General features: G+C 72.1%; 17 protein-coding genes. 5 read left to right on the plus strand and 12 right to left on the minus strand.

The genetic code is table 11. The annotated features are described in order from the left end of the window. From ABEA43_RS07400 to ABEA43_RS07410, 3 genes are all read right to left on the minus strand, one after another. A partial coding sequence (locus ABEA43_RS07400; RefSeq protein WP_345559858.1) for a hypothetical protein occupies positions 1 to 3,690 on the minus strand: 3,690 nt, incomplete at its 3' end. A gap of 249 nt (positions 3,691 to 3,939) precedes the next feature. Next, complete coding sequence (locus ABEA43_RS07405; RefSeq protein ID WP_345559859.1) at positions 3,940 to 4,599, minus strand: FadR/GntR family transcriptional regulator; 660 nt, start codon at positions 4,597 to 4,599, stop codon at positions 3,940 to 3,942. 237 nt (positions 4,600 to 4,836) lie between these two features. Further along, positions 4,837 to 5,919 carry an ADP-ribosylglycohydrolase family protein gene (locus ABEA43_RS07410; RefSeq protein ID WP_345559860.1) on the minus strand — a complete coding sequence of 361 codons (1,083 nt, stop codon included), beginning with the start codon at positions 5,917 to 5,919 and terminating at the stop codon, positions 4,837 to 4,839. 74 nt (positions 5,920 to 5,993) lie between these two features. Here ABEA43_RS07410 and ABEA43_RS07415 point away from each other — a divergent pair, with 74 nt between their 5' ends. Next, the gene (locus tag ABEA43_RS07415; RefSeq protein WP_345559861.1) at positions 5,994 to 7,928 is read left to right on the plus strand and encodes a Xaa-Pro dipeptidyl-peptidase; all 1,935 of its coding nucleotides are present in this window, start codon (positions 5,994 to 5,996) and stop codon (positions 7,926 to 7,928) included. Between the two features lie 38 nt (positions 7,929 to 7,966). Here the strand turns inward: ABEA43_RS07415 and ABEA43_RS07420 are convergent, their stop codons facing one another. The 6 genes from ABEA43_RS07420 to ABEA43_RS07445 form a co-directional block, all read right to left on the minus strand. After that, positions 7,967 to 9,727 carry an RNA polymerase sigma factor gene (locus ABEA43_RS07420; protein ID WP_345559862.1) on the minus strand — a complete coding sequence of 587 codons (1,761 nt, stop codon included), beginning with the start codon at positions 9,725 to 9,727 and terminating at the stop codon, positions 7,967 to 7,969. A gap of 58 nt (positions 9,728 to 9,785) precedes the next feature. Further along, positions 9,786 to 10,952, minus strand: a complete 1,167-nt coding sequence (locus ABEA43_RS07425; RefSeq protein ID WP_345559863.1) for an FAD-dependent oxidoreductase — start codon at positions 10,950 to 10,952, stop codon at positions 9,786 to 9,788. Then, complete coding sequence (locus ABEA43_RS07430; protein ID WP_345559864.1) at positions 10,949 to 11,695, minus strand: maleate cis-trans isomerase family protein; 747 nt, start codon at positions 11,693 to 11,695, stop codon at positions 10,949 to 10,951. Before ABEA43_RS07430 ends, ABEA43_RS07425 begins: the two co-directional genes overlap by 4 nt. A gap of 73 nt (positions 11,696 to 11,768) precedes the next feature. After that, positions 11,769 to 11,984, minus strand: a complete 216-nt coding sequence (locus ABEA43_RS07435; RefSeq protein WP_345559865.1) for a hypothetical protein — start codon at positions 11,982 to 11,984, stop codon at positions 11,769 to 11,771. 13 nt (positions 11,985 to 11,997) lie between these two features. After that, on the minus strand, positions 11,998 to 12,669 hold the full coding sequence (locus ABEA43_RS07440) for a hypothetical protein (protein ID WP_345559866.1): 672 nt from the start codon (positions 12,667 to 12,669) through the stop codon (positions 11,998 to 12,000). A gap of 173 nt (positions 12,670 to 12,842) precedes the next feature. Beyond that, the gene (locus ABEA43_RS07445) at positions 12,843 to 13,667 is read right to left on the minus strand and encodes a hypothetical protein (protein WP_345559867.1); all 825 of its coding nucleotides are present in this window, start codon (positions 13,665 to 13,667) and stop codon (positions 12,843 to 12,845) included. Positions 13,668 to 13,890: 223 nt separating this feature from the next. Here ABEA43_RS07445 and ABEA43_RS07450 point away from each other — a divergent pair, with 223 nt between their 5' ends. Both ABEA43_RS07450 and ABEA43_RS07455 read left to right on the plus strand, forming a co-directional pair. Then, positions 13,891 to 15,147: a Scr1 family TA system antitoxin-like transcriptional regulator gene (locus tag ABEA43_RS07450; protein WP_345559868.1), complete on the plus strand. Its 1,257-nt coding sequence runs from the start codon at positions 13,891 to 13,893 to the stop codon at positions 15,145 to 15,147. A 221-nt stretch (positions 15,148 to 15,368) separates the two neighbouring features. Next, positions 15,369 to 16,163: an SAM-dependent methyltransferase gene (locus ABEA43_RS07455; protein ID WP_345560779.1), complete on the plus strand. Its 795-nt coding sequence runs from the start codon at positions 15,369 to 15,371 to the stop codon at positions 16,161 to 16,163. A gap of 83 nt (positions 16,164 to 16,246) precedes the next feature. On the opposite strand, the gene ABEA43_RS07460 is transcribed toward ABEA43_RS07455, so the two are convergent. Beyond that, positions 16,247 to 17,065 carry a DUF4253 domain-containing protein gene (locus ABEA43_RS07460; protein WP_345559869.1) on the minus strand — a complete coding sequence of 273 codons (819 nt, stop codon included), beginning with the start codon at positions 17,063 to 17,065 and terminating at the stop codon, positions 16,247 to 16,249. A 129-nt stretch (positions 17,066 to 17,194) separates the two neighbouring features. Here ABEA43_RS07460 and ABEA43_RS07465 point away from each other — a divergent pair, with 129 nt between their 5' ends. After that, on the plus strand, positions 17,195 to 17,773 hold the full coding sequence (locus tag ABEA43_RS07465; RefSeq protein WP_345559870.1) for an HAD family hydrolase: 579 nt from the start codon (positions 17,195 to 17,197) through the stop codon (positions 17,771 to 17,773). On the opposite strand, the gene ABEA43_RS07470 is transcribed toward ABEA43_RS07465, so the two are convergent. Both ABEA43_RS07470 and ABEA43_RS07475 read right to left on the minus strand, forming a co-directional pair. Continuing rightward, positions 17,673 to 18,419, minus strand: a complete 747-nt coding sequence (locus ABEA43_RS07470) for a TenA family protein (RefSeq protein ID WP_345559871.1) — start codon at positions 18,417 to 18,419, stop codon at positions 17,673 to 17,675. The two genes, ABEA43_RS07465 and ABEA43_RS07470, sit on opposite strands and share 101 nt — an antisense overlap. A 165-nt stretch (positions 18,420 to 18,584) precedes the next feature. Then, positions 18,585 to 19,637 carry a TIGR03118 family protein gene (locus ABEA43_RS07475; protein WP_345559872.1) on the minus strand — a complete coding sequence of 351 codons (1,053 nt, stop codon included), beginning with the start codon at positions 19,635 to 19,637 and terminating at the stop codon, positions 18,585 to 18,587. A gap of 217 nt (positions 19,638 to 19,854) precedes the next feature. Here ABEA43_RS07475 and ppgK point away from each other — a divergent pair, with 217 nt between their 5' ends. Then, the gene (ppgK, locus tag ABEA43_RS07480) at positions 19,855 to 20,577 is read left to right on the plus strand and encodes a polyphosphate--glucose phosphotransferase (protein ID WP_345559873.1); all 723 of its coding nucleotides are present in this window, start codon (positions 19,855 to 19,857) and stop codon (positions 20,575 to 20,577) included. Positions 20,578 to 20,628 lie beyond the last annotated feature (51 nt).

The following is a 20,628-nucleotide window of genomic DNA, read 5'->3' on the forward strand; positions in this document are numbered from 1 at the left end:
CCCGCCCACCCCGGCCGCGAGGCCCAGCACCGCCACCCCGGCCAGCACCACCAGCGTGTACGACGCCACGTCCAGCGCCCACACGACCAGATGCGCCCCGAACCCGACGGCCACCGCCCCCGCGACCCCCGCCCGCGGCAGGACGGCGGCCTGCACGGCCAGCGCCACCAGCACGACCCCGTAGAACGCCAGCAGCCACGGGTAGGCCAGCCCCGCCACGGCGGGCACCAGCACCAGGCAGCCGGGCACGGCGAGGACGGCCGCGGCGCGCGCGGCGGCGGCCCCGCGCGTCCCGCGCGCGATGAGCACGCCGGCCACCGCCACGAACACCCCCACCCCGAGCGCGGTCACCGCCCCCGTGACCTCGAACCCGGCATCCACCAGCAGCGGAGCCCCGGCCGGCCCGCTCACGGCCGCCTGCCCCTGGTACCGCTCGCTCCACGGACGCAGGAGGTGCGCGTACGGCCGCGACACCACCTCGAACCACACCGGCAGATGCGGCAGCAGGGCGAGCCCCGCCGCCAGGCCCGCCACCAGGTGAGCGCCCGACCGGGGCACCTCACGCAGCCGCCCGGCCGCCCCGGCGAGCGCGAGACCGCCGACCGCCAGCACCAGCGACAGCCGCGCCACGTCGCCGGACAGCATGGCGGCGACCGTCCACAACGCCAGCGCCGTCCCGCCCACGGGCCCGGCGACGGCGGCGCGCAGGACAGGCAGCGCGGCGGCCCGCGACAGCAGCACCGCGACCAGCAGCAGGACCAGCGCGGCGTTGGCCCGGCCGAGCCCGCCGCCCAGCGCCGCGGCCACGCTCTCCGCGCCGATCGCCAGGCCGGTGACCGTCGAGGCCACGCTCGTGACCGGCGAGCCCTTGCCACGGAACGCGCACAGCAGCCCGGTGACGACGATGGCCGCCAGCACCGCGAGCGTCGCCGTACGGTCCGCGAGCGACCAGGACACGGCCAGCGTCGCCGTCCACAGGCTCGCGCTGCCCGCCGCCGACCGGCTCACCGCCGACCAGAGCGCGAGCCCGGCCGTGAGCGCGACGAGAAAGACCAGGGCCGCCCAGTACGGCAGATCGGCCACCAGCGGCAACGTGGTGGCGACCAGCGGGAACACGATCATCGCCACGCCCATCGCGGCCGGCCTGCCCCATCGCGCCCAGGCGGCGGCCGCCCCGGCGGCGCCGGCGAGGATCAGGACGGGCAGCAGCAGCGGCTGCTCCGGCCACGCGCCGGCTGCCGGGCTGAGCGCCTCACGGGCGCCGCCGGTCGCGCCGGTCCAGGCGTGGGTCAGCCAGCCGTACGGGCCGATGAGCGCGGGGACGACCGCCTGGCTGAGCGGAAGGGGCGCCAAGGCGGCCAGCACGCAGGCCTCGATCACCGCCGTCGTACGCCACGGGCCCTTCGGCCGCCGCCACGCCGAGGCCGCCGCCAGCGCCGCGCCGATGGCCAGCACGAGGGCGAGCCTGCCGCTGTCCAGTCCGGGCCGGGTCAGGGCGAACGCGGCCAGCGCCATGGCCGCGACCTCGACGGCCGTTCGCCCGCCCGGCCGTACGACCCTGGTCAGCCGGTCCAGCGAGCCGAGCGCGAGGGTGCGGCCTGTGCGGGGCGCGCGTACGACGGCGGCGGCCAGCTTCCGTGAGGGACGCGTCACCACGAGCGTGGCCGCCCGCACGCCGAGCAGCGCGAGCGCCGCGGCCAGGCCGGTGGGCAGCAGGGCCCAGAGGAGCAGCCCGGCCGCGATCACCGCCCCGGCGCCTCCCGCCACCTGCACGGCGCGGTCCTTCGCGGCCACGGCGCAGACGGCCAGCGGCAGGAGCAGCCCGGCCGCCACCACGGCCGTCGCCTGCCGGTCGGCCAGGGCCCAGCACATCACCAGCACGGCCAGATACCCACCCACCCAGAGCGCGGCATTCCCCGTCCACGTCCGCCCGCCCTCGGCCCGGGCTCCCGCGGCGGGGTCGGCAGGCTCGGCTTGCGGCGGGATCGTGGGGACCGGGCGGCGGGCGGCCGTCAGCAGCAGGGCGCCGCTCAGCGCGACCAGCACCCCCAGCGCGACCTCGTAGGCCATCCCCAAAGCCGGTGGAGCCGTGAGCACCGCCAGCGAGCCGAACCCCAGGCACAGCCTCTGCCGCAGCCCCGCAGTCCACACCTCGCCACGAGGCGGGACGAGCGCCAGCCCTGCCGCGACGGCCGCCATCACCACCGGGGTGGCCGCCGTGTCGCCCCACCGGACGCCGCCTGGGCCCAGCAGCTCGGCCGCGGGACCGGTGACGTCCTGCCAGATCGACGTCACCCAGCCCAGAGGGGCGAGGGCGGCCGAGGCCACCGCGTACAGCTTCCAGGAGGCCGCCGCCGACAGCGTGAGCACGCCGCCGGTGCGCAGGCCGTCGCGCAGCCGTACCGGAAGCCTGAGCGTGGCGGCGAGAAGCAGGCAAGAGACAGCCGCGAGTACGGCGGGCCGCCACGAGCCGGGCACCACCGAGGCGGGCACGGCCCAGACGCCGGCCACCGCGGCGAGAGCGGCGAAGGCGGCGATCAGCAGCCGCCGCGTCCGGCCGCGCGTGGCCGCCGCCCACCAGGCCGCCACCACGGAAGCGGCGCCTAGGACGAGGGCCGCGAACGGCACGCCGGCCAGGAGAAGGGCCACCGACGGCACGACGGCCTCGAACGGCGCGAGCATGTCGCCGGGCGTGACCGCCAGGTAGGCGGCGAGGCCCGCGCCGAGCAGCCAGGCGATCGAGCCCGCGACGGCCGTCGTCAGGTACTCGGCGGCGGCCCGCGCCCGCCGCGCCGCCTGCCACAGGGCCAGGTCCGCGGCGGCCGTCGCGATGAGCGCCCCCGCCAGCCAGCCGGACCCGAGCGTGGAGGAGCTCGCCAAGGCCAGCCCGGCCAGCGGCAGCGGCGTTTGGGCCAGCACGATCGCGACCGGCGCGGGCAGGCGCAGCGGGGCACGCAGGGAGTACGCCGCCCACGCCACGGTCATCGCGGCGGCGATCAGCGAGCATCCCCACCACGGACCGAGCCCGGGCCCCGCCGAGGGTCCGCCTTCGTCGAAGACCTGCCTGATCGCGACGCCGTCCAGCGGGATCAGCACGAGCCCGATCAGCGCCACGGTCTCGGCGGTCGCGACCAGCCGCCTGCGTACCAGCAGCCAGGGCGCGGCCAGCACCCCCAGCGTGAACACGCTCAGAATCAGCGCGCGCAGCGCGGGGACCTGCCAGCTCACCAGCGTGAACACCACCGCCGCGATCGACAGCAGCACGCCGCCGAGCAGGAGCAGGACGTTCTGCACCGCCCGATGCGACAGATCCCGCCCGGGCGCCGCCGCCGCCGCTTCCGCCTCCGCGGAAGCATCCTCCACCGGCCGGGACGGGGGCCTCCGTGCGACCTTCACCGACGCGGCGGCGGTCGCTCCTGCGGTGGTGGCCACACCCACGGGCTCCGCGATGGCGACACTCGCCATGCTCGGGAGGGCTGCCGCCGCGGTGGCGTCGCGCATGCTCGCGAGGGCCTCGTCGCGGCGTCGCACCAGCTCGGTACGGCGTTCGTCCAGCAGGGCCAGCATGTCCGAGACCGCGAGGTAGTCGTCGGCGGCCGGTCCCCGCAGGAGCAGCCGGCAGCCGGGGCAGGCGTCCAGCGGACCGGCAGGCAGAACTGCCTCGCAACCGGGACACAACAGCCAGTTCATGAGCGAAACCCCACAGCAGGTCGGCGACAGCTCACGACCTTGCCGCACAAATCATGATTTGTCCGGTGATCAGCAAACGCACACGCCCTCACACGGGCTCAGGGCACGGGCCCGTGTGCGGGGCTCAAAGGACGCGCCCGCATGCGGAGTTCAGAGCGCACGGGCCCGGGTGCGGGGTGCGCGCCTGTATGCGGAGCTCAAGGGGGCCATCCGTATGCGGGGCTCGGAGCGCACGCCCCTATGCGGGGGTCAGAGCTCGCGCTCCTGCTGGTCCAGGATGGCGACCGACACCGCGATGGCCGCAGCCGCGTCGCCGTCCTCGATCGCGCGCAGCAGGTCGTCGTGGGAGGTGTCGGGATCGAGCGCCGCCTGCTCCTGGTCCCTGACGCTGTCCCGCAGGGCGTCGCTCATGCTGCGGTAGAGGTCGCCGAGCAGCGCGTTGTGCGCCGAGTCGGCCACCTGCAGGTGGAACTCGACGTCGGCGTCCGCGAACCCGTCGAGGTCGCCCGCCCGCCCGGCCGCGTCCCTGCGGGCCAGCGTCTCGTGCATCGCGGCCAGGTCCTCATCGGTACGCCTGCCCGCCGCCAGCCTGGCCGCCACGAGGTCGAGCCCGCGGCGTACGTCGATGATGTCCATGGCGGCCGCCGTGTCGAGCCTCCTGCGCAGGGCGACCTTGGACTCGTCGGTGGCGGTCACGTACGTGCCGTCACCCTGCCGGGTGTGCAGCAGCCCGGCGTGGGCCAGCACCCGGACCGCCTCGCGTACGGACAGCCTGCTCATGCCGAGGCTCTGCGCGAGCTGGCTCTCGGACGGGATCTTCGTGCCGACGGGCCACACACCGCCCGCGATCTCCCTGCGGAGCTCGTCGATGGCGGCGTCCACGAGCGAGGTCCGAGCGACGTTTCGCATGCACCCTCTTCTCAACGGCTGAAGAACCCCCAGCCTAGACGCTGCCGCCGCCCCGCCGGGGCCCTCACACGGGAAGCCCCTCGCCCGCTGGAAGTCCTTCTGGCTCGGGCGGCCGATCCGGCGAGTTCGCCGTGTCCAGGGTGGCGCGCGTGCGGGCGGGCCCGGCGCGCGGGTGGTGGCGTTCGGGTGGGCTCGGCGTGTCCCGGGGCGTACAGGTTCGGCGTGTCCCGGGGGCGTTCAGGTGAGTTCGGTGGCCAGGCGTTCGATGGTGTCGCGGCCCTCCAGCGGGCGGAGCCAGGCGGCGGGCAGGCCGGTGCCGCCGTGGATCACCCCCAGGAGGTTGCCGCACACCGAACCGGTCGAGTCGCTGTCACCCGAGTGGTTGACCGACAGCAGCAGCGCCCGCTCGACCACCGGCTCGGCCAGGGCGCAGTACACGCCGATGGCCAGCGCCTCCTCCGCCACCCATGCGCCGCCCAGCGACTCGACCCGCTCCGGCGTGTGCTCGCCGCCCGCCGCGAGGGCCACCGCCGCGCGCAGGGCCGCCGTGGTCTCCTCGTGCGCCGGGTAACCGGCCAGCAGTTCCATTGCCTGGTGGACGGCGGCGGTCAGCGCCTCACCGCCCATGAGCCGCGCGACGATCGCCGCGAACGCCCCCGCCGCCAGGTAGCCGGTCGGGTGCCCGTGGGTGATCTGCGCGCACGCCGCCGCGAGCTCGAACGCCTCCCGCGCCTCCGTCGTGACCAGGCCGAACGGGGCCGAGCGCATCACCGTGCCGCACCCCTTCGAGTCCGGGTTCACCGGCCCGGGCTCGCCCCACGAGGACGTGCCGGGGAAGTGCCGGTGCAGCCCCGACAGGCAGGCGTTGCCGGGTGCCCGCCTGGAGTACAGCCACTCCTCCTCCCGCAGCGCACCCGTGCGGTGCGGTTGGTCGGCGGCCGGCGGCCGGCGGTGGTCCTGCGTGTCCAGCCACCTCAGGTACGCCTGCCGCACCCCCGCCACGACGCCGCCGTACGCCTCCGGCCCGCCGCTCGCCGGAGCCCCTTGGGCGCCGCCGTCCGGGTGGGATGGGGTGCCGGGGAGGGGGAGCAGGCCGGTGGTGCGGGCGTGGAGGAGGCCCTCGACCGTGAAGAGGGTCATCTGCGTGTCGTCCGTGATCAGCGCGCTTTTGCCCCGCCAATCCGTGACATATCCGGTGATGCCCTCCGCGCCATACTGCCGGCGGATCTCCCGCAGCGACTGGAACTCGATCGGCGCCCCCAGCGCGTCCCCGACCGCCCCGCCCAGCAGGCAGCCCCGAACTCTCTCGTGAACATCCATGCCCCGGATCTTGCCAGCTCCCAGGCCGTCTGAGAGATTGCGGGTTGTTTCGTCGACTGCCACGGAGGTCACGCGTGCCACCATTACGCCCGGCCCTCTTCGCCATCGCCCTCACCCTGGCGATCGCGACCCCGGCCCAGACCACGGCCCAGGCCTCGGCCGGACCGGCCATCACCGTCGAGAACGGCCGTACGCAGCCGGTCTTCTCCTACGCGGACGCGATCCGCGAGCACGTGTACGTCGAGTCCACCGTCGACAGCGACCTGGACGGCAAGCTCGACAAAGTACGCGTGGACCTCATCAGGCCCAAGGAATCCGGCCCGGGGCTCAAGGTGCCGGTGATCATCGATGAGAGCCCGTACTACGACAACTCAGGCCGCGGCAACGAGGCAGAACGGAAAATATACGACGCCGCCGGAAATGTCGCGAAATTCCCGCTGTTCTACGACAACTACTTCGTCCCCCGCGGCTACGCCGTCCTCAACGTGGACATGCTCGGCACCACCAGGTCAGAAGGCTGCCCCGACATCGGCGGCAAGGCGGACGTCCTGGGCGGCAAGGCCGTCATCGACTGGCTGAACGGCCGCGCCAAGGCCGCCAAGCCCGACGGCACCCCCGCCGTGGCCGACTGGACCACGGGCAAGTCCGCCATGATCGGCAAGTCGTACGACGGCACGCTGGCCAACGCCGTCGCCGCCACCGGGGTCGAGGGACTCAAGACGATCGTCCCGATCTCGGCCATCAGCTCCTGGTACAAATACCAGCGCTCCAACGGCGTGATCTACAACTACGACTACGCCTCCTGGCTGGCGAACTACGTCGACACCGACCCAGAGCCCAAGTGCCAGCCCGTACGCGACAAGATGGACGCGGAGGACGGCGACGACACGGGCGACTACAACCCGTTCTGGGCCGAACGCGACTACCTCGGCGGCCTGCTCGGCGACGTCTCCAAGGTCAAGGCGAGCGTCTTCGTCATCCACACGGTCAACGACCTCAACGTCAAGCCCGACAACTTCTCCACCTGGTGGAAGGCCCTGGCCGACCGGAACGTGCCGCGCAAGATCTGGGTCGGCCAGACCCAGCACGTGGACCCGTTCGACTTCGAGGGCCGCAGGGACCTGTGGGTGGACACCCTGCATCGCTGGTTCGACTTCTGGCTGCTCGGCGTGCGCAACGGGATCGCCCAGGAGCCCAGGGCCGACGTCGAGATCGGCCCGGCGCAGTGGATCAGCCAGCGCGACTGGCCCGCGCCGTTCGCGCTCAAGGCGTCGCTGCGCCCCGCCGCCGACGGCACGCTCGGGCTCAAGCCCGCCGCCAGGAACAGCACCGCGTCCTTCACCGACCTCGCACTGAGCGAGACCGACATGGTGGCGGACGTCGGCACGGCCAACCCGGGACGGGTGGCGTTCACCACGGGCGCGCTCCCGCTGAGCCTGCGCCTGTCCGGCACGCCCACCGCCGACCTGCGGGTCAAGCTGGACAAGCCCACCGCCAACCTGACCGCCCTGCTCGTCGACTTCGGCGAGAGCCCCCGCGTCGACTGGCGGCGCGGCCAGGGCATCACCACGCTGACCGAGGAGGACTGCCACGGCGAGAGCACCGCGGCCGACGACGCCTGCTACCGGAAGGTCGCCACGAACGTGGCCACCCGCCCGCTGGAGATCGTCGCCCGCGGCTGGATCGACGTGCAGAACCGCGGCTCGCTCAGCCAGGCCACCCCGCTGCCCGTGGGCACGTACGGCACGGTCAAGTGGCTGACGCTGCCGCAGGACTACACGTTCAGGAAGGGCCACAGGATCGGCCTCGTGATCGCCGGCACCGACTCCACCTACACGGGGGAGGCGGGAACCGGCGCGACCGTCACCGTCGATCTGGCCAAGAGCAGCGTCGTCGTGCCGTTCGTGCTCGGGACGCCGCTGGCGGACGTGCCGAAGGACACGGCCACGTTCCGCGGGCCTGAGCGGCTCGACCTGCCGGAGCCCGACCCGGAGTTCCAGTTCTTCTGATCCGTTCGCGGCCTTGGGCTCGCGAGAGCCCAAGGCCCTTACTCGCAGGTGCTCCCGAAGGCGTCGCGACGCGAGTCCAGCAGGCGTGAGCCCTTGCCTCCGGCGGTGGTCCAGGCCACGCTCAACGTCAGCGTGCCCTTCCCGGCGCTCACGCCGCCGGTGCGGGTGCCGTCGCCGGTGGCCCTGCCCGCCCACCGCACGGTGACCTTGCCCCGATGCACGCTCGGCCGCTGCGCGCAGCCGGCCCGGAGGGCGGACGCGCGCACCTTGACCGTCGTGCCGGAGACCGCGATGCCGTCCGTGCCGGTGGCCGAGACGATCTGGCAGCGCCCCGAACACGCCAGCGAGAACGACCCGGTACGCCCGGAGCCCAGCCAGAGCGAGGCCGGCGACAGCCGGGCCACCGGAGGCGCCGGTCTGGGCAGGTCGGCCTTCTTGGCCACGCTCGTCAGGCTCGATCCGGCGGCGGCGGTGGTGGCCGCGGCCACCCAGCGCGAGGGCTCCTCCAGCAGCACACTCGTCTCCGCCGCGGCCTTGGTGATCGTGGCCGGGTGCTCGCGGGCGTTCATGACGGCCCAGACCAGGCCCGCCACCAGCAGCCCCACGCCCACCATCAGCCCGAGCCTGGCCACCGCCCTGATCGGCGCCCCGGCCTCGGGATCGTCGTCCTCCGGCCGGTCCCGCCAGAACTGCTGCCACTGCGCGCCGTCGCCCTGGAGCTTCTCCAGGCCGTAGGTGTCGGCGCCCAGCGTGATCCCGCCGTAGCGGATGATGGCCCCGTTGCTGTGCGAGCCATTGCCGGAGCCCTTGACCACGGCGCTGTAGACGAGCTTGTCGCCGTACTGGCCTTCGCTCGCGCCGCGGAAGGCCCGCGTACGGCTGGGCGGGGTGAACGGATGCCGTCCGCGCACGGCCTGGGCCGGCGGGTGCTCCTGGTCGGCGGCAGCCGCGCCCGCCGCCGACCAGGGCTCTCCCGCGGTCGCCGTCGTGGGGCCGGCGACCGGGGCGGGCGGCGTGACGTCGGCGTCCGGTGGAGCGGGGGCCGAGCCCTGCTCCATCAGAGTGCGCGCCTGCACGGGGAAGCCGTCTGCTCTCCAGACGGGCCCGTCTCCAGGCAGCGGCTGCGCCGACGCCAGCCGGTTGGGAAGTGTTCCGGGCAGTGTCGTGATCGGCAGGCGGCGCAGGAGCGCACCCGCCGACATGGTCCTGGGCGCGGCCTGGCAGGTCGCGCAGGACTGGATGTGCCGGCCGATCCTGGCTCTGGCCCGCCTGCCGGGAGAGGCGACCCAGGCCGACACGCGGGCCGTCAGATCGGGGCAGCCGTCGTGGCCGCGCGCGGCGATGATCGCGGCGAACCACTCCTCCAGGCCGGCGGCGGCCGCGGCGACGATGGTGTGCACCTCGGCCAGGCCGAGCTCGAAGATCGCGGCCAGTTCCACGTCGGACAGGCCGTGGCGTACGGACAGGTCGAGCAGCTCCCGCTGCGGGCGCTCCAGGGACAGCAGCGCCTCGGGCAGCAGCTCCGACATGCGCCCGGGGCGCGACCAGGAGCCGATGCTCGCGGGCCTGGCGGCGACCGTGCGATGAGCGCGGGCCACCGCGTACAGCCAGGGCCGCCGCAGGGCGGGATCCATCACGCGTTCCGCGTACATGTAGGCCGTCAGCACCGTGCCGGCGACCGCCTGCTCGGCCTCGCCGGCGGCGAGCTCGGTGCGGCAGTAGTCGTAGAGGCGGGCTCCGTGCTTGTCGCACAGGTCACGAATGGCCTGGCGAGCGTCATCAGACAGGGTTCGCCACATCCGGTGTCACACCTCCTCCAGTCGGTACGCGGGACAGCGCGCTCCTCACGGCGGCACGTCAGGTCTTTCCCGGCACGGTGTCCAGCAGCGACGCCTGCGCCAGGTAGGCACGCGTCGCGTCCGGGTCGCCCGCGATGGCGCGCAGCCCGGCCATGGCCGCCGCGAGCCTGGCGCTGTCGCGCTCGCGCACGCCCACCAGCCGCGTCTCGCCGCGCGGGATCACCCGTTGCAGCAGCACAGAACGCCGCCGCCAGGCCCACGCCTCCAGCGCGGCGGGTGGCGCGTGGCCGCCGATCACGGCCGCGATCACCTGCCCGACCTCGGCGGCGTCGTGGATGCCCGCGTTCATGTTGAGCCCGCCGACCGTGGAGGTCAGGTGCGCGCCGTCGCCCACGAACAGCACCCGCCCGCACCGGTACGACGTCAGCACCCCCCTGGACAGGCCGAACCGGTCGGCCCCGGTCACGTGGATCGGCTCGCGGGCTCCGGGCAGAGCCCTGCGGACCAGCAGGGACAGGTTCGACGGGGACAGCGGCTCGTGCGAGTCGCAGGGGATCTTGAAGATGATCCGCCAGTGGTCGGGCAGCGCGAGCAGCGTGCACGACTGCTGCACGTCCCGCACGTACGTGAGCGGCGCCAGGCTCGGCAGCAGCCGGTCGAGCGGCGAGTCGGTGAAGACCCGCAGCGCCTGCGTCGGATAGGCGGACCTGGGGAACGGCAGCCCGAGCGAGCCCCGCACCGTGCTGTGCGCGCCGTCGGCGGCGATCATGTACCGGGCCCGCGTCCAGGTGTGGCCGACGCGGACCCGGATCCCTGTGCCGCCTTCCGCCACGCCGTCGACGTGCGTGCCGAACCGCACGTCCACGTCGGGGTAGGCGCTGAGGGCGGCCAGCAGCAACGGGGTGAGCGCGGTCTGGTCGGCGTGGATCCTGAACGGATGCTTGGTCAGGCCGTCCAGGCGGTCCATGCCCATCTCGGCCAGCACGATCCCCGACCGGTCGCGCCACTGCACGCGATCGACGACGCGGCCCTTGGCGACGAGCCGGGAGGCCACGCCGAGGTCGTCGAGCAGGTCGAGCGTGGCCGGGTGAAAGGTGCAGGCCCGCGCCTGCCTGCCGAGCTCGCTCTCGCGCTCCAGCACGGTGACCGGGACGCCGGCCCTGGCCAGGGAGAGAGCAGCGGTCAGTCCGGCGGGTCCCGCTCCGACGACGATGACGCCGTTCATGCCGCGCCTCCCATGTGCGCCCCTCGCGGAGCCCTCATGTAGCGGCGGTAGGGCACGCGGCTGAGCGTCACATGCCGGCCCACGGCCCTGGACAGCGCCCACCAGGCGGTGCACAGGTTCGAGGTCAGCAGGACGCGGTCGTTGCCGGTGCTCAGCGGGCCGAGCACGGGGAGCGTGGCCATTCCGGTGCCGGTGAACAGCAGCACGGCGTCGGCCGGCAGCTCAGCCAGCTCGACCTGGGTGATCAACTCGGACGGGGTGACCGCGTAGGAGGAGTAGCCGTCCTTGGCGCGTACCTGCACCACCTGGGTGACGTTCAGGCCCGCGCTCTTCCAGAACCGCTCGGCCAGCTCGGTCAGCCACGGCTCGTACGGCGACACCAGGACGATGTCGCTCACCCCGACGTGCTCCATCGCCTCACGCGTGGCCAGCGTGGCGGACGCGAACGGCACTCCGGTCGCGGTGGTCAGATCGGCGCACTGGCCGCGGTCCTCGTCGGGACCGATCAGATAGCGGGGCTCGCTGCAGGCCATGACCATCGCGCTCAACGGCAGGCCGTCGAACGCCCAGACCAGGTCGGGCAGGGCCTCGTTGTAACTCTCCAGCCGTTCGGCCAGCGATCCCGGCCGTACGGGCAAGCGGGTGACGTGCATGTCGGCACGCGAGCCGAGCAGCCGGGTCAGCTCGGGCTCCGCCGACGGGTTCGCGGGCGCGACGATCACGCCCACCCTGCTGCGGCTCATGGCACACCCCCGTTACGTGCGGGTGCGAGGACGGTGCGCATTTGGGGTTCCCCTCCTGGGAGAGAAGACGTGGTCAGGACGCGCGGTGCCGCGGCGCCTGGTCGATCTCGGTACTGGCCCGCACGGACACCTGCCGGATACGGCGCAATCGGTGCACGGTGCGCGCGGGTTCCGCCGGCGCCGGGACGTCGTCCTGGTCCTCGCCCCAGGACGGCGGCGGCGTGCCGGGCCTCTGGCCGCGCGCGTGGACTTCGTGTGGTGGGTACCTGCGCAAGTCGTCGGTGAGCATGGGCAACTCCTGATCATTGCGGGTTGGTGACTCCAGTGACTCCAGTGACTCCAGGGATGAACGAGACGTCGTAGCGGGCCAGTGCCTCCCTGGCCTGGCTCATGACGTGGTCGAAACGGTCGTACAGCTCAGCGAGCCTGCTCCGGATCAGACCGAAGCGGTCGCGCGGCACGGCGAGGAGCCGGCGTGGTATCGCCGGCCCCTCTTCCGCCGCGCGGTGAGATCGATGACCGGTCTCACGGCCCGACGCCCCGGCGACCCGCACCAGCGCCGTGGCGGCGAGCAGAACGGCGGTCGGCGAAAAGACCGACTGCGCGTGGACGCTCCCGAGGCGACCGGTACGGTGACCGGCCGCGAGAGCGCATGTGTCCGTAATTTCCGGACACGGAGAAGGGCACGGAGAAAGCCGACCCCAGACGCAACCCCTTGAAATGGCCAGCACGCCAGCCGCTGTCGCGCTGGCCAACAACACCGGGCCGACGGATGTCGGCACGTGCCGAACGGTGCCGGGGGGGTGGGGAAGCGCCGGGGCCAGCAGCGTCAGTGCTGCCGACATACCCACGCAGGGGACGAACGGATCGCGCCGGCCGGGCCCGGCCGGCGACCATCCGTTCTTCGACTGCAGCACCAGCATCCCGCCGCCTGCGCGCGCGCCGCAGAGCACGCGCGAGACGGGGAACATCATCGCGGCGGCGATTCGATGGCCACGACTCCGGCCAGGCCGCCCTCCTCGCAGAGCCTGCCGGGGCGCGGTCGTGATGACCGGCGCCGCGCCCAGGCAGTGGAGGGCCGGGCCGAGCGTGCGCACGCTCGGCCCGTCCGGCTGGATCGCCGGACACCCGGAGAGAAGTCTTGGCGTCATCGCGTCGTCGTCCGCTTGCTCGTGGTCACGTTGTTGGGCACGCTGACGCAGACCATGCGCTCCGTCAGCCCGGCCCGCGGCCCTGTCGTGGACGGCCCGGCCATGGCCGGACGATCCGTGGACGACTGGGCCGCCCGTGACTGCCCCGCACGGGACTGACCCGTACGGGATTGACTCGTTGGAGACTGGCTCGCGCGCAGGGAGCCCGGTTCCGCACCACCGGCCACCGCACGCGCGACTTTCGAGGCGAGCGAGAGATGCTCGCCACAGCGACGGCTCACCTTGGCCTCCAGACCGGCCACCTGGGCCAGTCTGAGCCTCAGCGGCTCCAGCGACGACCTGCGTTCGAGGCCGTCGAGATCGGCCAGCCGGGCGGGCCAGCGCAGCGCGTCGCCGCAGCGAGCCTCCACTTCGGCCGGAAGCCCCTCGATCGGGAATCCCTCGTGACACAGCCGGGTGGAGATCATGACGGCCATGAACGCCGTCTTGTCGAAGTCGGCCAGCCGCCCGCTCAGGGCCGCGCCCAGCATTCTGGCGCGGTGGCTCAGGCAGACCGCACTCCACCCGAGCAACAGCAGCCGATCAGGTCCCGTCTCGGTGTGCCATCCGGCCAGCCGCAGCTCGCGGGCCATCCGGTGGTAGAACCGCCAGCGGTGACCGGGCTCGTCCAGCCAGACCTGGACACCGCCGAGCGGCAGGCTCGCCACATGTACGTCGGTGCCCGCAACACGTGCGCAGACGCGTTGGACCACTCGTTCCTGCCCGTGGTACGCCGGATCATCGAGGAACCGGGAACTGATGTCCGCGGAATCCATGGTCACGTCCGGCCACCTCCTCGTCGGAGAACTCTCCAGAACCCCTTGACTGTTAAGTCTCAGTTACCACACGCTCCGATAGTCCGCTGACGGCTAGGGCTATGTCAACTGACAGTTTCCGCATAAGTTGATAGCTGCCAGCGCGGGCAGAGCTTGCCCGCATGGCAGGGGACAGTGGGGCCTGAGTCCCTTACGCTGGAAATGTTCACGGGCGGTAGGGAGGTGTGCCGTGGCGAACTTCGCCGAGCGGCTCGATCTCGCGCTGACCAAGCGCGGTTTCACCGGCGCGCAGGTCGCCTCCACGCTGACGGAGGCGGGCATCCCCATCACCCGCGCCTACGTCAGCCAGTTGCGCACGGGCAAGCAGACCAACCCGACACTCCAGGTGCTCAGAGCCCTGGCCTCCTGCCTCCAGGTGAGCGTGGGCTGGCTGGTCGGCGACGACCATCTCGAGTCGGGCACGGTGGAGGACCTCCAGTTGCGGGCGGCCACCATCGGCCTGTCCGCCTCCGGGCTGTCGGAGAGCTCGCTGGCCGTGCTGCGCGGCGTGGTCGAGCTCGCCCGCAGGGCCGAGGGCCTGCCCGAGGAGCCGGAGCCCACCTCCGACATCCCCGACGCGGTCGCGCCGCTGAGCGGGCCGCAGCGCCGGGCGCTCGGCAAGCGGCTGCACGGCCTGCGGCTGGCCGCCCAGTTCTCCGTGGAGCAGGTCGAGACCGCCATGGGCAGGGGCGCCGCCGCGGTCCCCGCCATCGAGGAGGGCCGGCTGGCCCCCGCCCCCATCACCGTCGAACGCCTGCTCACCGTCTACGGCGTCGCCGCCCCGCCCATCCGCGAATACGTGCTGTCGCTGGCCAGGGGCGAGCGCGAGGCCGCCTGGTACGACGCGCACTCGGTGCCGGTCTGGCTGGCCACCACCTACGCGCTCGAACAACGGGCCACGGTGATCCGCACCTATCACACCCAGTTCGTGCCGCCGCTGCTGCAGACCGAGGAATACGCCAGGGCCGCCATCGCCGTGGCCGGGCCCGCGACCCTCGGGCAGCAGACCGTCGAGGAGGCGCTGGCCCTGGTGATGGCCCGCCAGGAGGCCGTGGCGCGCGACGGCGGGATCGTGGTGTGGGCGGTGATCGACGAGAGTGTCCTGCTGCGGTCGATCGTCGGGCAGCACGTCCAGCTCCGGCAGCTCGACATGCTGATCGACCACGCCAAGCGGCCCAACGTCTCGCTGCACGTCGTGCCGATGGACGACCCCGCCTACGTGCCGCGCACCGGCCCGTTCACGCTCTGGCGCTTCGCCGAGGCGTTCGAGCCCGACATCGCGTGCGCCCACGGCATCGAGTCGGAGGAGCTGATCACCGAGACCGCCACGGTGGAGGCGTACCACCAGGCGTTCACGAAGCTGTCGGTGACGACCACCACGCGCGACGAGACGTTCGAGGTGCTGAATTTCCATCGCGAGAGGCTTTCGCGTTCGCTCGGAAAGTGATCTGTTTCCTGAGTGCGAGATCATTACGCATAACCGAGGTAACGCACATATACCGAAAACTAATAGGTTTTCCGGTTGTCTTCCTCGGTGTAGCGAGGATCATATGGTCTGGGTCATCGAGTGGGGTCCGAAAGGATCAGCTTTTCCCGAGATAGTGGGCGAGGGGAAAGGGGCAACACTCAATGCGTCAGCGTGCCATCCGAAACTTGGCGAAGCTGGACATGACCCAAGCGAGGATCACCCGCATTCTCGATGCCGCCGCGGGTGGAAAGAACAATTTCGTGGCGGACAGAGACGCAATGCGCCGCTACGACCAGGCAGCTCCCGTCACGACGACCGCCGCGCGGGCCGTACTTCATTATTTATGCCGCGTTGTCCGTCACCTCGCGACCGAGGGTGTGGACCAGTTCGTGATCGTCGGGAGCGGTGTCCCCAGCGGCCTGCCCGCCGGCAGGCAACTGCACGACATAGCCCGTGACGCCCTGTGCGCCGCGTCGGCCCGTGTCGTGTACGTGGAGAGCGACCCGATGGTGCTGGCCGGAGCCAGGGCCACGATCGAGCCCGTCACCGACCTCGTACGTGTCGTAGAGGGCGACATCCGCGAGATCGACGACGTCCTCGACGACCGGGTCGTGCAGACGTTCCTCGACTGGGACCGGCCCATGGCCGTGCTGCTGCTGTCGACTCACAGTCTGAACGACGACGAGCACTTCCACTACGTGATCAAACGGATCCGGCAGGTGGTGCCTGAACGGAGCTACCTGTCCCTGCTGCAGACCACGTTCGACGGAATCCCGCCGGAGTTGCTGTCCGCCATTCACGACCTGGTGGCGATGACACTTCCCGGCCACGCGATTCGCACCCGGGAGGAGGTCAAGGCGTTGCTCGACGGTCTGGTGCTGGTAGATCCGGGGTTGGTGTGGGTGCCGGAATGGCGGCCCGACGGTCACGAGCCCGCCTGCTTCGAGCAGCCGAGCTCGTCGGGCAGCTACGGCGCCGTGGCACACATCCCTTGAAACCCGTCACACCTCGGTCGCGCCCAAGGCTCCGGCCGGAGCCTTGGGCGGCTCGACGCCGAACGCGAGCGTAAAAGCGGGATTCAGTCCCACCAGAACGACCACGCGTGCGCGCCGATGATCTGCTCGGCGTAGGCCTGCAGGTCGCCGGGGCCCTGGACGACGTTGTCGGGGCAGAACGCCCAATGCTCGGCGGCCACGTGCAGCGCGTGCTCAGGATCGGCGGGCGGCGCGGCCACGCTCAGCTCCAGCGTGTTGAAGCCGACGCTCACCACCCGCACCCCGAACCGGTCCTCCCAGCTCCGCACCACCGCCGCCATGGGCACCATCCACTCGTTGTGGTGCAGCGCGCCCTGCCAGCCCATGACCGCCAGCGCGTCGGAGCCCCGCGCGGCCGCGACCAGGCCGAGCGGCATCGCCTTGGCGGCCAGCTCGCCCGCGAGCCAGCCGGCGACCGCCTCGGGATCGGCCTTCAGCACCCCGGGCGCGGCCGTGCCGGGGCAGAGGGCGCCGTACGGCTCCAGCTCCTCCAGCGCGTCCTGCGGCATCTGCGACACCCACTCCTGCCACACCTCGGTCATGAACCCCTCGGCGGTGAAGTGGTCGATCAGGCGCGGGTCGTCCGGCACGATCTGGCCGATGCCCCAAGGCTGCGCCGACTCGTCCAGCAGGACCGGCCACAGACCGCTGTGCGGATGCCAGGCGCGCAGCCGTGCCCAGTCCTCGCCGGCCGCCGGCTCGTCGCTCATCCAGAACGCCGGCCTGACCGCCTCGCCCTGATGGGTGTAGGTCGGATCCGGCCAGACCACGTCGCCGGGGGGCAGCCCCGCGGGCAGCCGGCGCTCCCTGCCGCCGTCGGTGAACAGCTGGCACAGCTCTCGTGGCAGCTGATGATCGTCCATGCCCTACCATTCCGATACCGAATCCTGTCTCGGAGATGGTAATGCCGCCGGTCGCCCCCGCACCTGGGGCGGGTGGCGAAAATCCGGCGGCCGCGACGCCGGCGCGCTCACCCGGCACAATGGGGGGCTGTGATCCCCTTTGACGCGGTTCTCTCAGACTTCGACGGCGTGCTGCGCCAGTTCGACCACGCCGCCCAGGCCGACATCGAGGCCAGATACGGTCTGCCGCTGATGAAGACGGCCTTCGACCCCGAGCTGATCATGCCGCCGACGCTCGGCCACGTCAGCGAGGAGCAGTGGGCCGAGTCCATCGCCCTGGCGCTGGGCGGCGACGAGCGGGCGCGCGCGGCCGTGGGGGAGTTCATACGGGTGCGGTTCTGGGTGGACGAGGAGGTCAGGGCGCTGCTGGCCAGGGTGCAGCAGCACGTGCCCGTGATCATCGTGACCAACGCCATGGACACGCTGGAGCTGCACATGGACCAGCTCGGGCTCACCTACTTCGCCGACGACGTGGTCAGCAGCGCCAGGGTCGGCGTGGCCAAGCCCGACAGGCGGATCTACGAGATCGCCGTCGAACGCGCCGGGGTCGCGGCCGAGCGCTGCCTGTTCATCGACGACCGGCTGCCGAACGTGGAGGCCGCGCGGGCGCTCGGCATGACGGGGCTGCACTACCGGACGTTCGGCGACCTGGCGGCCGTGCTCGGCTGACCCAGGCGGCGGCCACGTCGAAGAAGGCCCGTTCCAGCTCCACCGTCCGGCGGAACACCTGGAGCACCTCCTGGCGCCGCTCCTCGCCGAGCGCCGCGCCCAGCCGGTCGAGCTCGCCGCGCAGGAAGGCCACCCAGGAGCGGAACTCCGCGCCCTCGTGCAGCTCGATCCACTCCCGGTGGACGAAGCTCTCCGGCAGCGGCTCCACGGCCCGCGAGGCCCAGCCCAGGTAGCACCACTCGGCCACGCAGAGCACGGTGGCGATCAGCAGGTAGTCCTGTCCCGCACGCACCTCGGCCATGAGCTGCTGGAACGCCGCCGTCACCGGCTCGGGCGCGGCGTCGGTGCGCCCGCCCAGCTCTGCCAGGGCCCGATGGAAGTACGTCTTCTCCTCCGTGGTCGCCACCTGGCCGAGGAACTGCCCGTACGGCACCCGCGCCTCGAACGTGTCGGCACTGGCCACGGCCGCCCCGAGCAGCGCCGTGAAGGAGTCCACGAACTGGAAGTCCTGCTCCAGGTAACGCCGCATGTCGTCGCCGGCCGCCGCGCCCGTCGTGATCGCCATGGCGAACGGGTGCGTCACCACCGCCGTCCACTCGGGCTCGCACTGCCGCCTGAGCCATTCGCTGAAGCTTCGCTCACTCACGGCCCCGACTGTAGACGCGGCGCCCCGGAACCGGGCGAGTGGGGTTTGTTTCCGGCGCGGCTCGCGCCAACCGCGCCGGAAACGTCATAGGACCGCCGCCCCCAGCCGTGCTCAGCGAGCTGCGCTTCTCGCCTTGACTGGGAGCGGCGGCGCAAGAGCGCCTGGTCAGTACCCGCCGTAGGGATTCTGGGAGGGTGGCTGGGTAGTGGGGGCGCTCGACTTGTGGCCGGAGTGATCGGTCGGGGTGGCCGACGGTGTGCTCGACGGAGTGCCGCTGGAGCTCACCTTCGTACCCTGAGGGGCGATCACGCCGATCAGGCCGTGCTTGGTGCCGTCGATGCCCGCGGAGAACCACAGGGAGCTCTCGCCGCCGGTGGCCGCGGTGCCGGGCTCGAGGTCCCAGAGACCGGGCAGCACGATCGGCTGGCCGTTGGCCGAGCGCAGCGAGCCCAGGTGACGGCCGTTCTTGTAGGCCTGCACGGTGCCGTCGCCGAAGTTGCCGACCAGCAGCGCGCCCGCGTACTGGCCCCAGCCCTTGGGGGCGGCGGTCAGGCCCCAGGGGGCGTTGAGCCCGACCCTGGAGATGCGGCCGGTCAGACGTCCGTCACCGTCGTAACGGCTCACGAAGCCCTTGCCGGCGCCGAAGACGGGCTTGCCGGTGGTCTGGTCGCGCAGGGCGTAGGAGACCCAGATGTTGCCGTTGGCGACGGCGACGTTGTAGGCCTTGTACGTCGAGGGGATGGAGGAGTCCCTGAACTGCCAGCGGGACAGCTTGATGCGCTCGAAGTCCTCGTTGAAGGCGTGGATGCGCCCGCTGGCGAAGTCCGCGGCCAGCAGGAATGCTCCGTCGTCCGTCTCCGCCAGCTCGAGTCCCTTGTAGTCGGCGCCGCGGGTGAACGCCGCGATGACCGCGTTGGCCGGATCCACCTCGGCGTTCCAGCCGGTGATGGCGCCGCTCGGGCTGGAGAAGATGAACGTGGCGGGCTTGCCCTTGACGGTGAAGCCATCGCCCGGGTTGAACACCTGGCCAGTCGGGGCGCCGCCCGGAATGGCCACTTCCGTCTGCTCCTTCTTTCCCGTGCCGGAGTAGACGGTGGCGCTGCCGGTTCCGGTGTTCGAAACCCACAGAGTCTTGCCCATGGCCAGGCCCCATGGGTTGACGACCTTGGGGTCGGTGACCGGGGCTTTGCCCTTGATGTCCGACACAAGGTTGATCACGTCGAAACGAGTCCTGGTGGTGGCGTGTGCGGGAGTGGTGAGAGTCGCTCCCAAAACAACCGCAACAGCGCAGAGTGTGATGATGCGAGGCCGCATCCGTTGCCTCCTAGTTAGCGCTTGTGACGCGAGATACGCGGAGGGCGTGGAGTGGGTTCAGTCAGGCCCGGAAATAGCGGCGCGGGAGTTTTTCCGCGCCGTGCGGGGGAGAAGGAGAACCATGAAAGTTTTGGGCATCGATATCGGTGGTTCCGGAATCAAGGGCGCGCCCGTCGACACCGAGGCCGGCGAGCTGACGCAGGAGCGGTTGCGGATCGAGACGCCGCAGCCGGCCAAGCCCGATGAGGTGGCAGAAGTGGTGGCCGCCGTCGTCGCGCATTTCAGCTGGAACGGTCCTGTCGGGGTGACCTTTCCCGGCGTCGTGGTGGACGGGGTGGTGCTGACGGCCGCGAACGTGCACCACTCCTGGGTCGGGGTCGACGCGGTGAAGCTGTTCGGCGGGGCGACGGTGCTGAACGACGCCGACGCGGCCGGGACGGCCGAGATGACCTTCGGGCTGGGACGGGACCGGAAGGGGACGGTGCTCGTGCTGACGTTCGGCACGGGGATCGGCAGCGCCCTGTTCACGGACGGGAAGCTGGTGCCCAACACCGAGCTGGGGCACCTCCAGGTCCGGGGCAAGGACGCCGAGCACCGGGCGTCGGCGCGGGCGCGCGAGGAGCACGAGCTGAGCTGGGAGAAGTGGGCCGGGCGGGTGGAGGAGTATCTGCGGCACGTCGAGATGCTGTTCTCGCCGTCGCTGATCATCATCGGCGGGGGCGTGAGCAAGAAGGCGGACAAGTTCCTGCCGCTCGTCCACATCGACACGCCGGTGGTCCCGGCCGGTCTGCAGAACGAGGCTGGCATCATCGGCGCCGCCCGCGCCGCCGCCGACGGCCCCTGACGTCCCGCCTGCTGATATTGGGATGCGCGAGACCCGCGCGATCAGGCACCA

This window comes from Nonomuraea rosea (assembly GCF_039539705.1).
In the GTDB taxonomy this organism is placed as follows: domain Bacteria; phylum Actinomycetota; class Actinomycetes; order Streptosporangiales; family Streptosporangiaceae; genus Nonomuraea; species Nonomuraea rosea.

Bases quoted from the DNA above. Each gene is read 5' to 3' on its own strand.
- ABEA43_RS07440 (WP_345559866.1), bottom strand. From the start codon at position 12,669: ATGATGTTCCCCGTCTCGCGCGTGCTCTGCGGCGCGCGCGCAGGCGGC.
- ABEA43_RS07420 (WP_345559862.1), bottom strand. From the start codon at position 9,727: ATGTGGCGAACCCTGTCTGATGACGCTCGCCAGGCCATTCGTGACCTG.
- ABEA43_RS07405 (WP_345559859.1), bottom strand. From the start codon at position 4,599: ATGCGAAACGTCGCTCGGACCTCGCTCGTGGACGCCGCCATCGACGAG.
- ABEA43_RS07455 (WP_345560779.1), top strand. From the start codon at position 15,369: ATGACCCAAGCGAGGATCACCCGCATTCTCGATGCCGCCGCGGGTGGA.
- ppgK (WP_345559873.1), top strand. From the start codon at position 19,855: ATGAAAGTTTTGGGCATCGATATCGGTGGTTCCGGAATCAAGGGCGCG.
- ABEA43_RS07410 (WP_345559860.1), bottom strand. From the start codon at position 5,919: ATGGATGTTCACGAGAGAGTTCGGGGCTGCCTGCTGGGCGGGGCGGTC.
- ABEA43_RS07425 (WP_345559863.1), bottom strand. From the start codon at position 10,952: ATGAACGGCGTCATCGTCGTCGGAGCGGGACCCGCCGGACTGACCGCT.
- ABEA43_RS07430 (WP_345559864.1), bottom strand. From the start codon at position 11,695: ATGAGCCGCAGCAGGGTGGGCGTGATCGTCGCGCCCGCGAACCCGTCG.
- ABEA43_RS07435 (WP_345559865.1), bottom strand. From the start codon at position 11,984: ATGCTCACCGACGACTTGCGCAGGTACCCACCACACGAAGTCCACGCG.
- ABEA43_RS07460 (WP_345559869.1), bottom strand. From the start codon at position 17,065: ATGGACGATCATCAGCTGCCACGAGAGCTGTGCCAGCTGTTCACCGAC.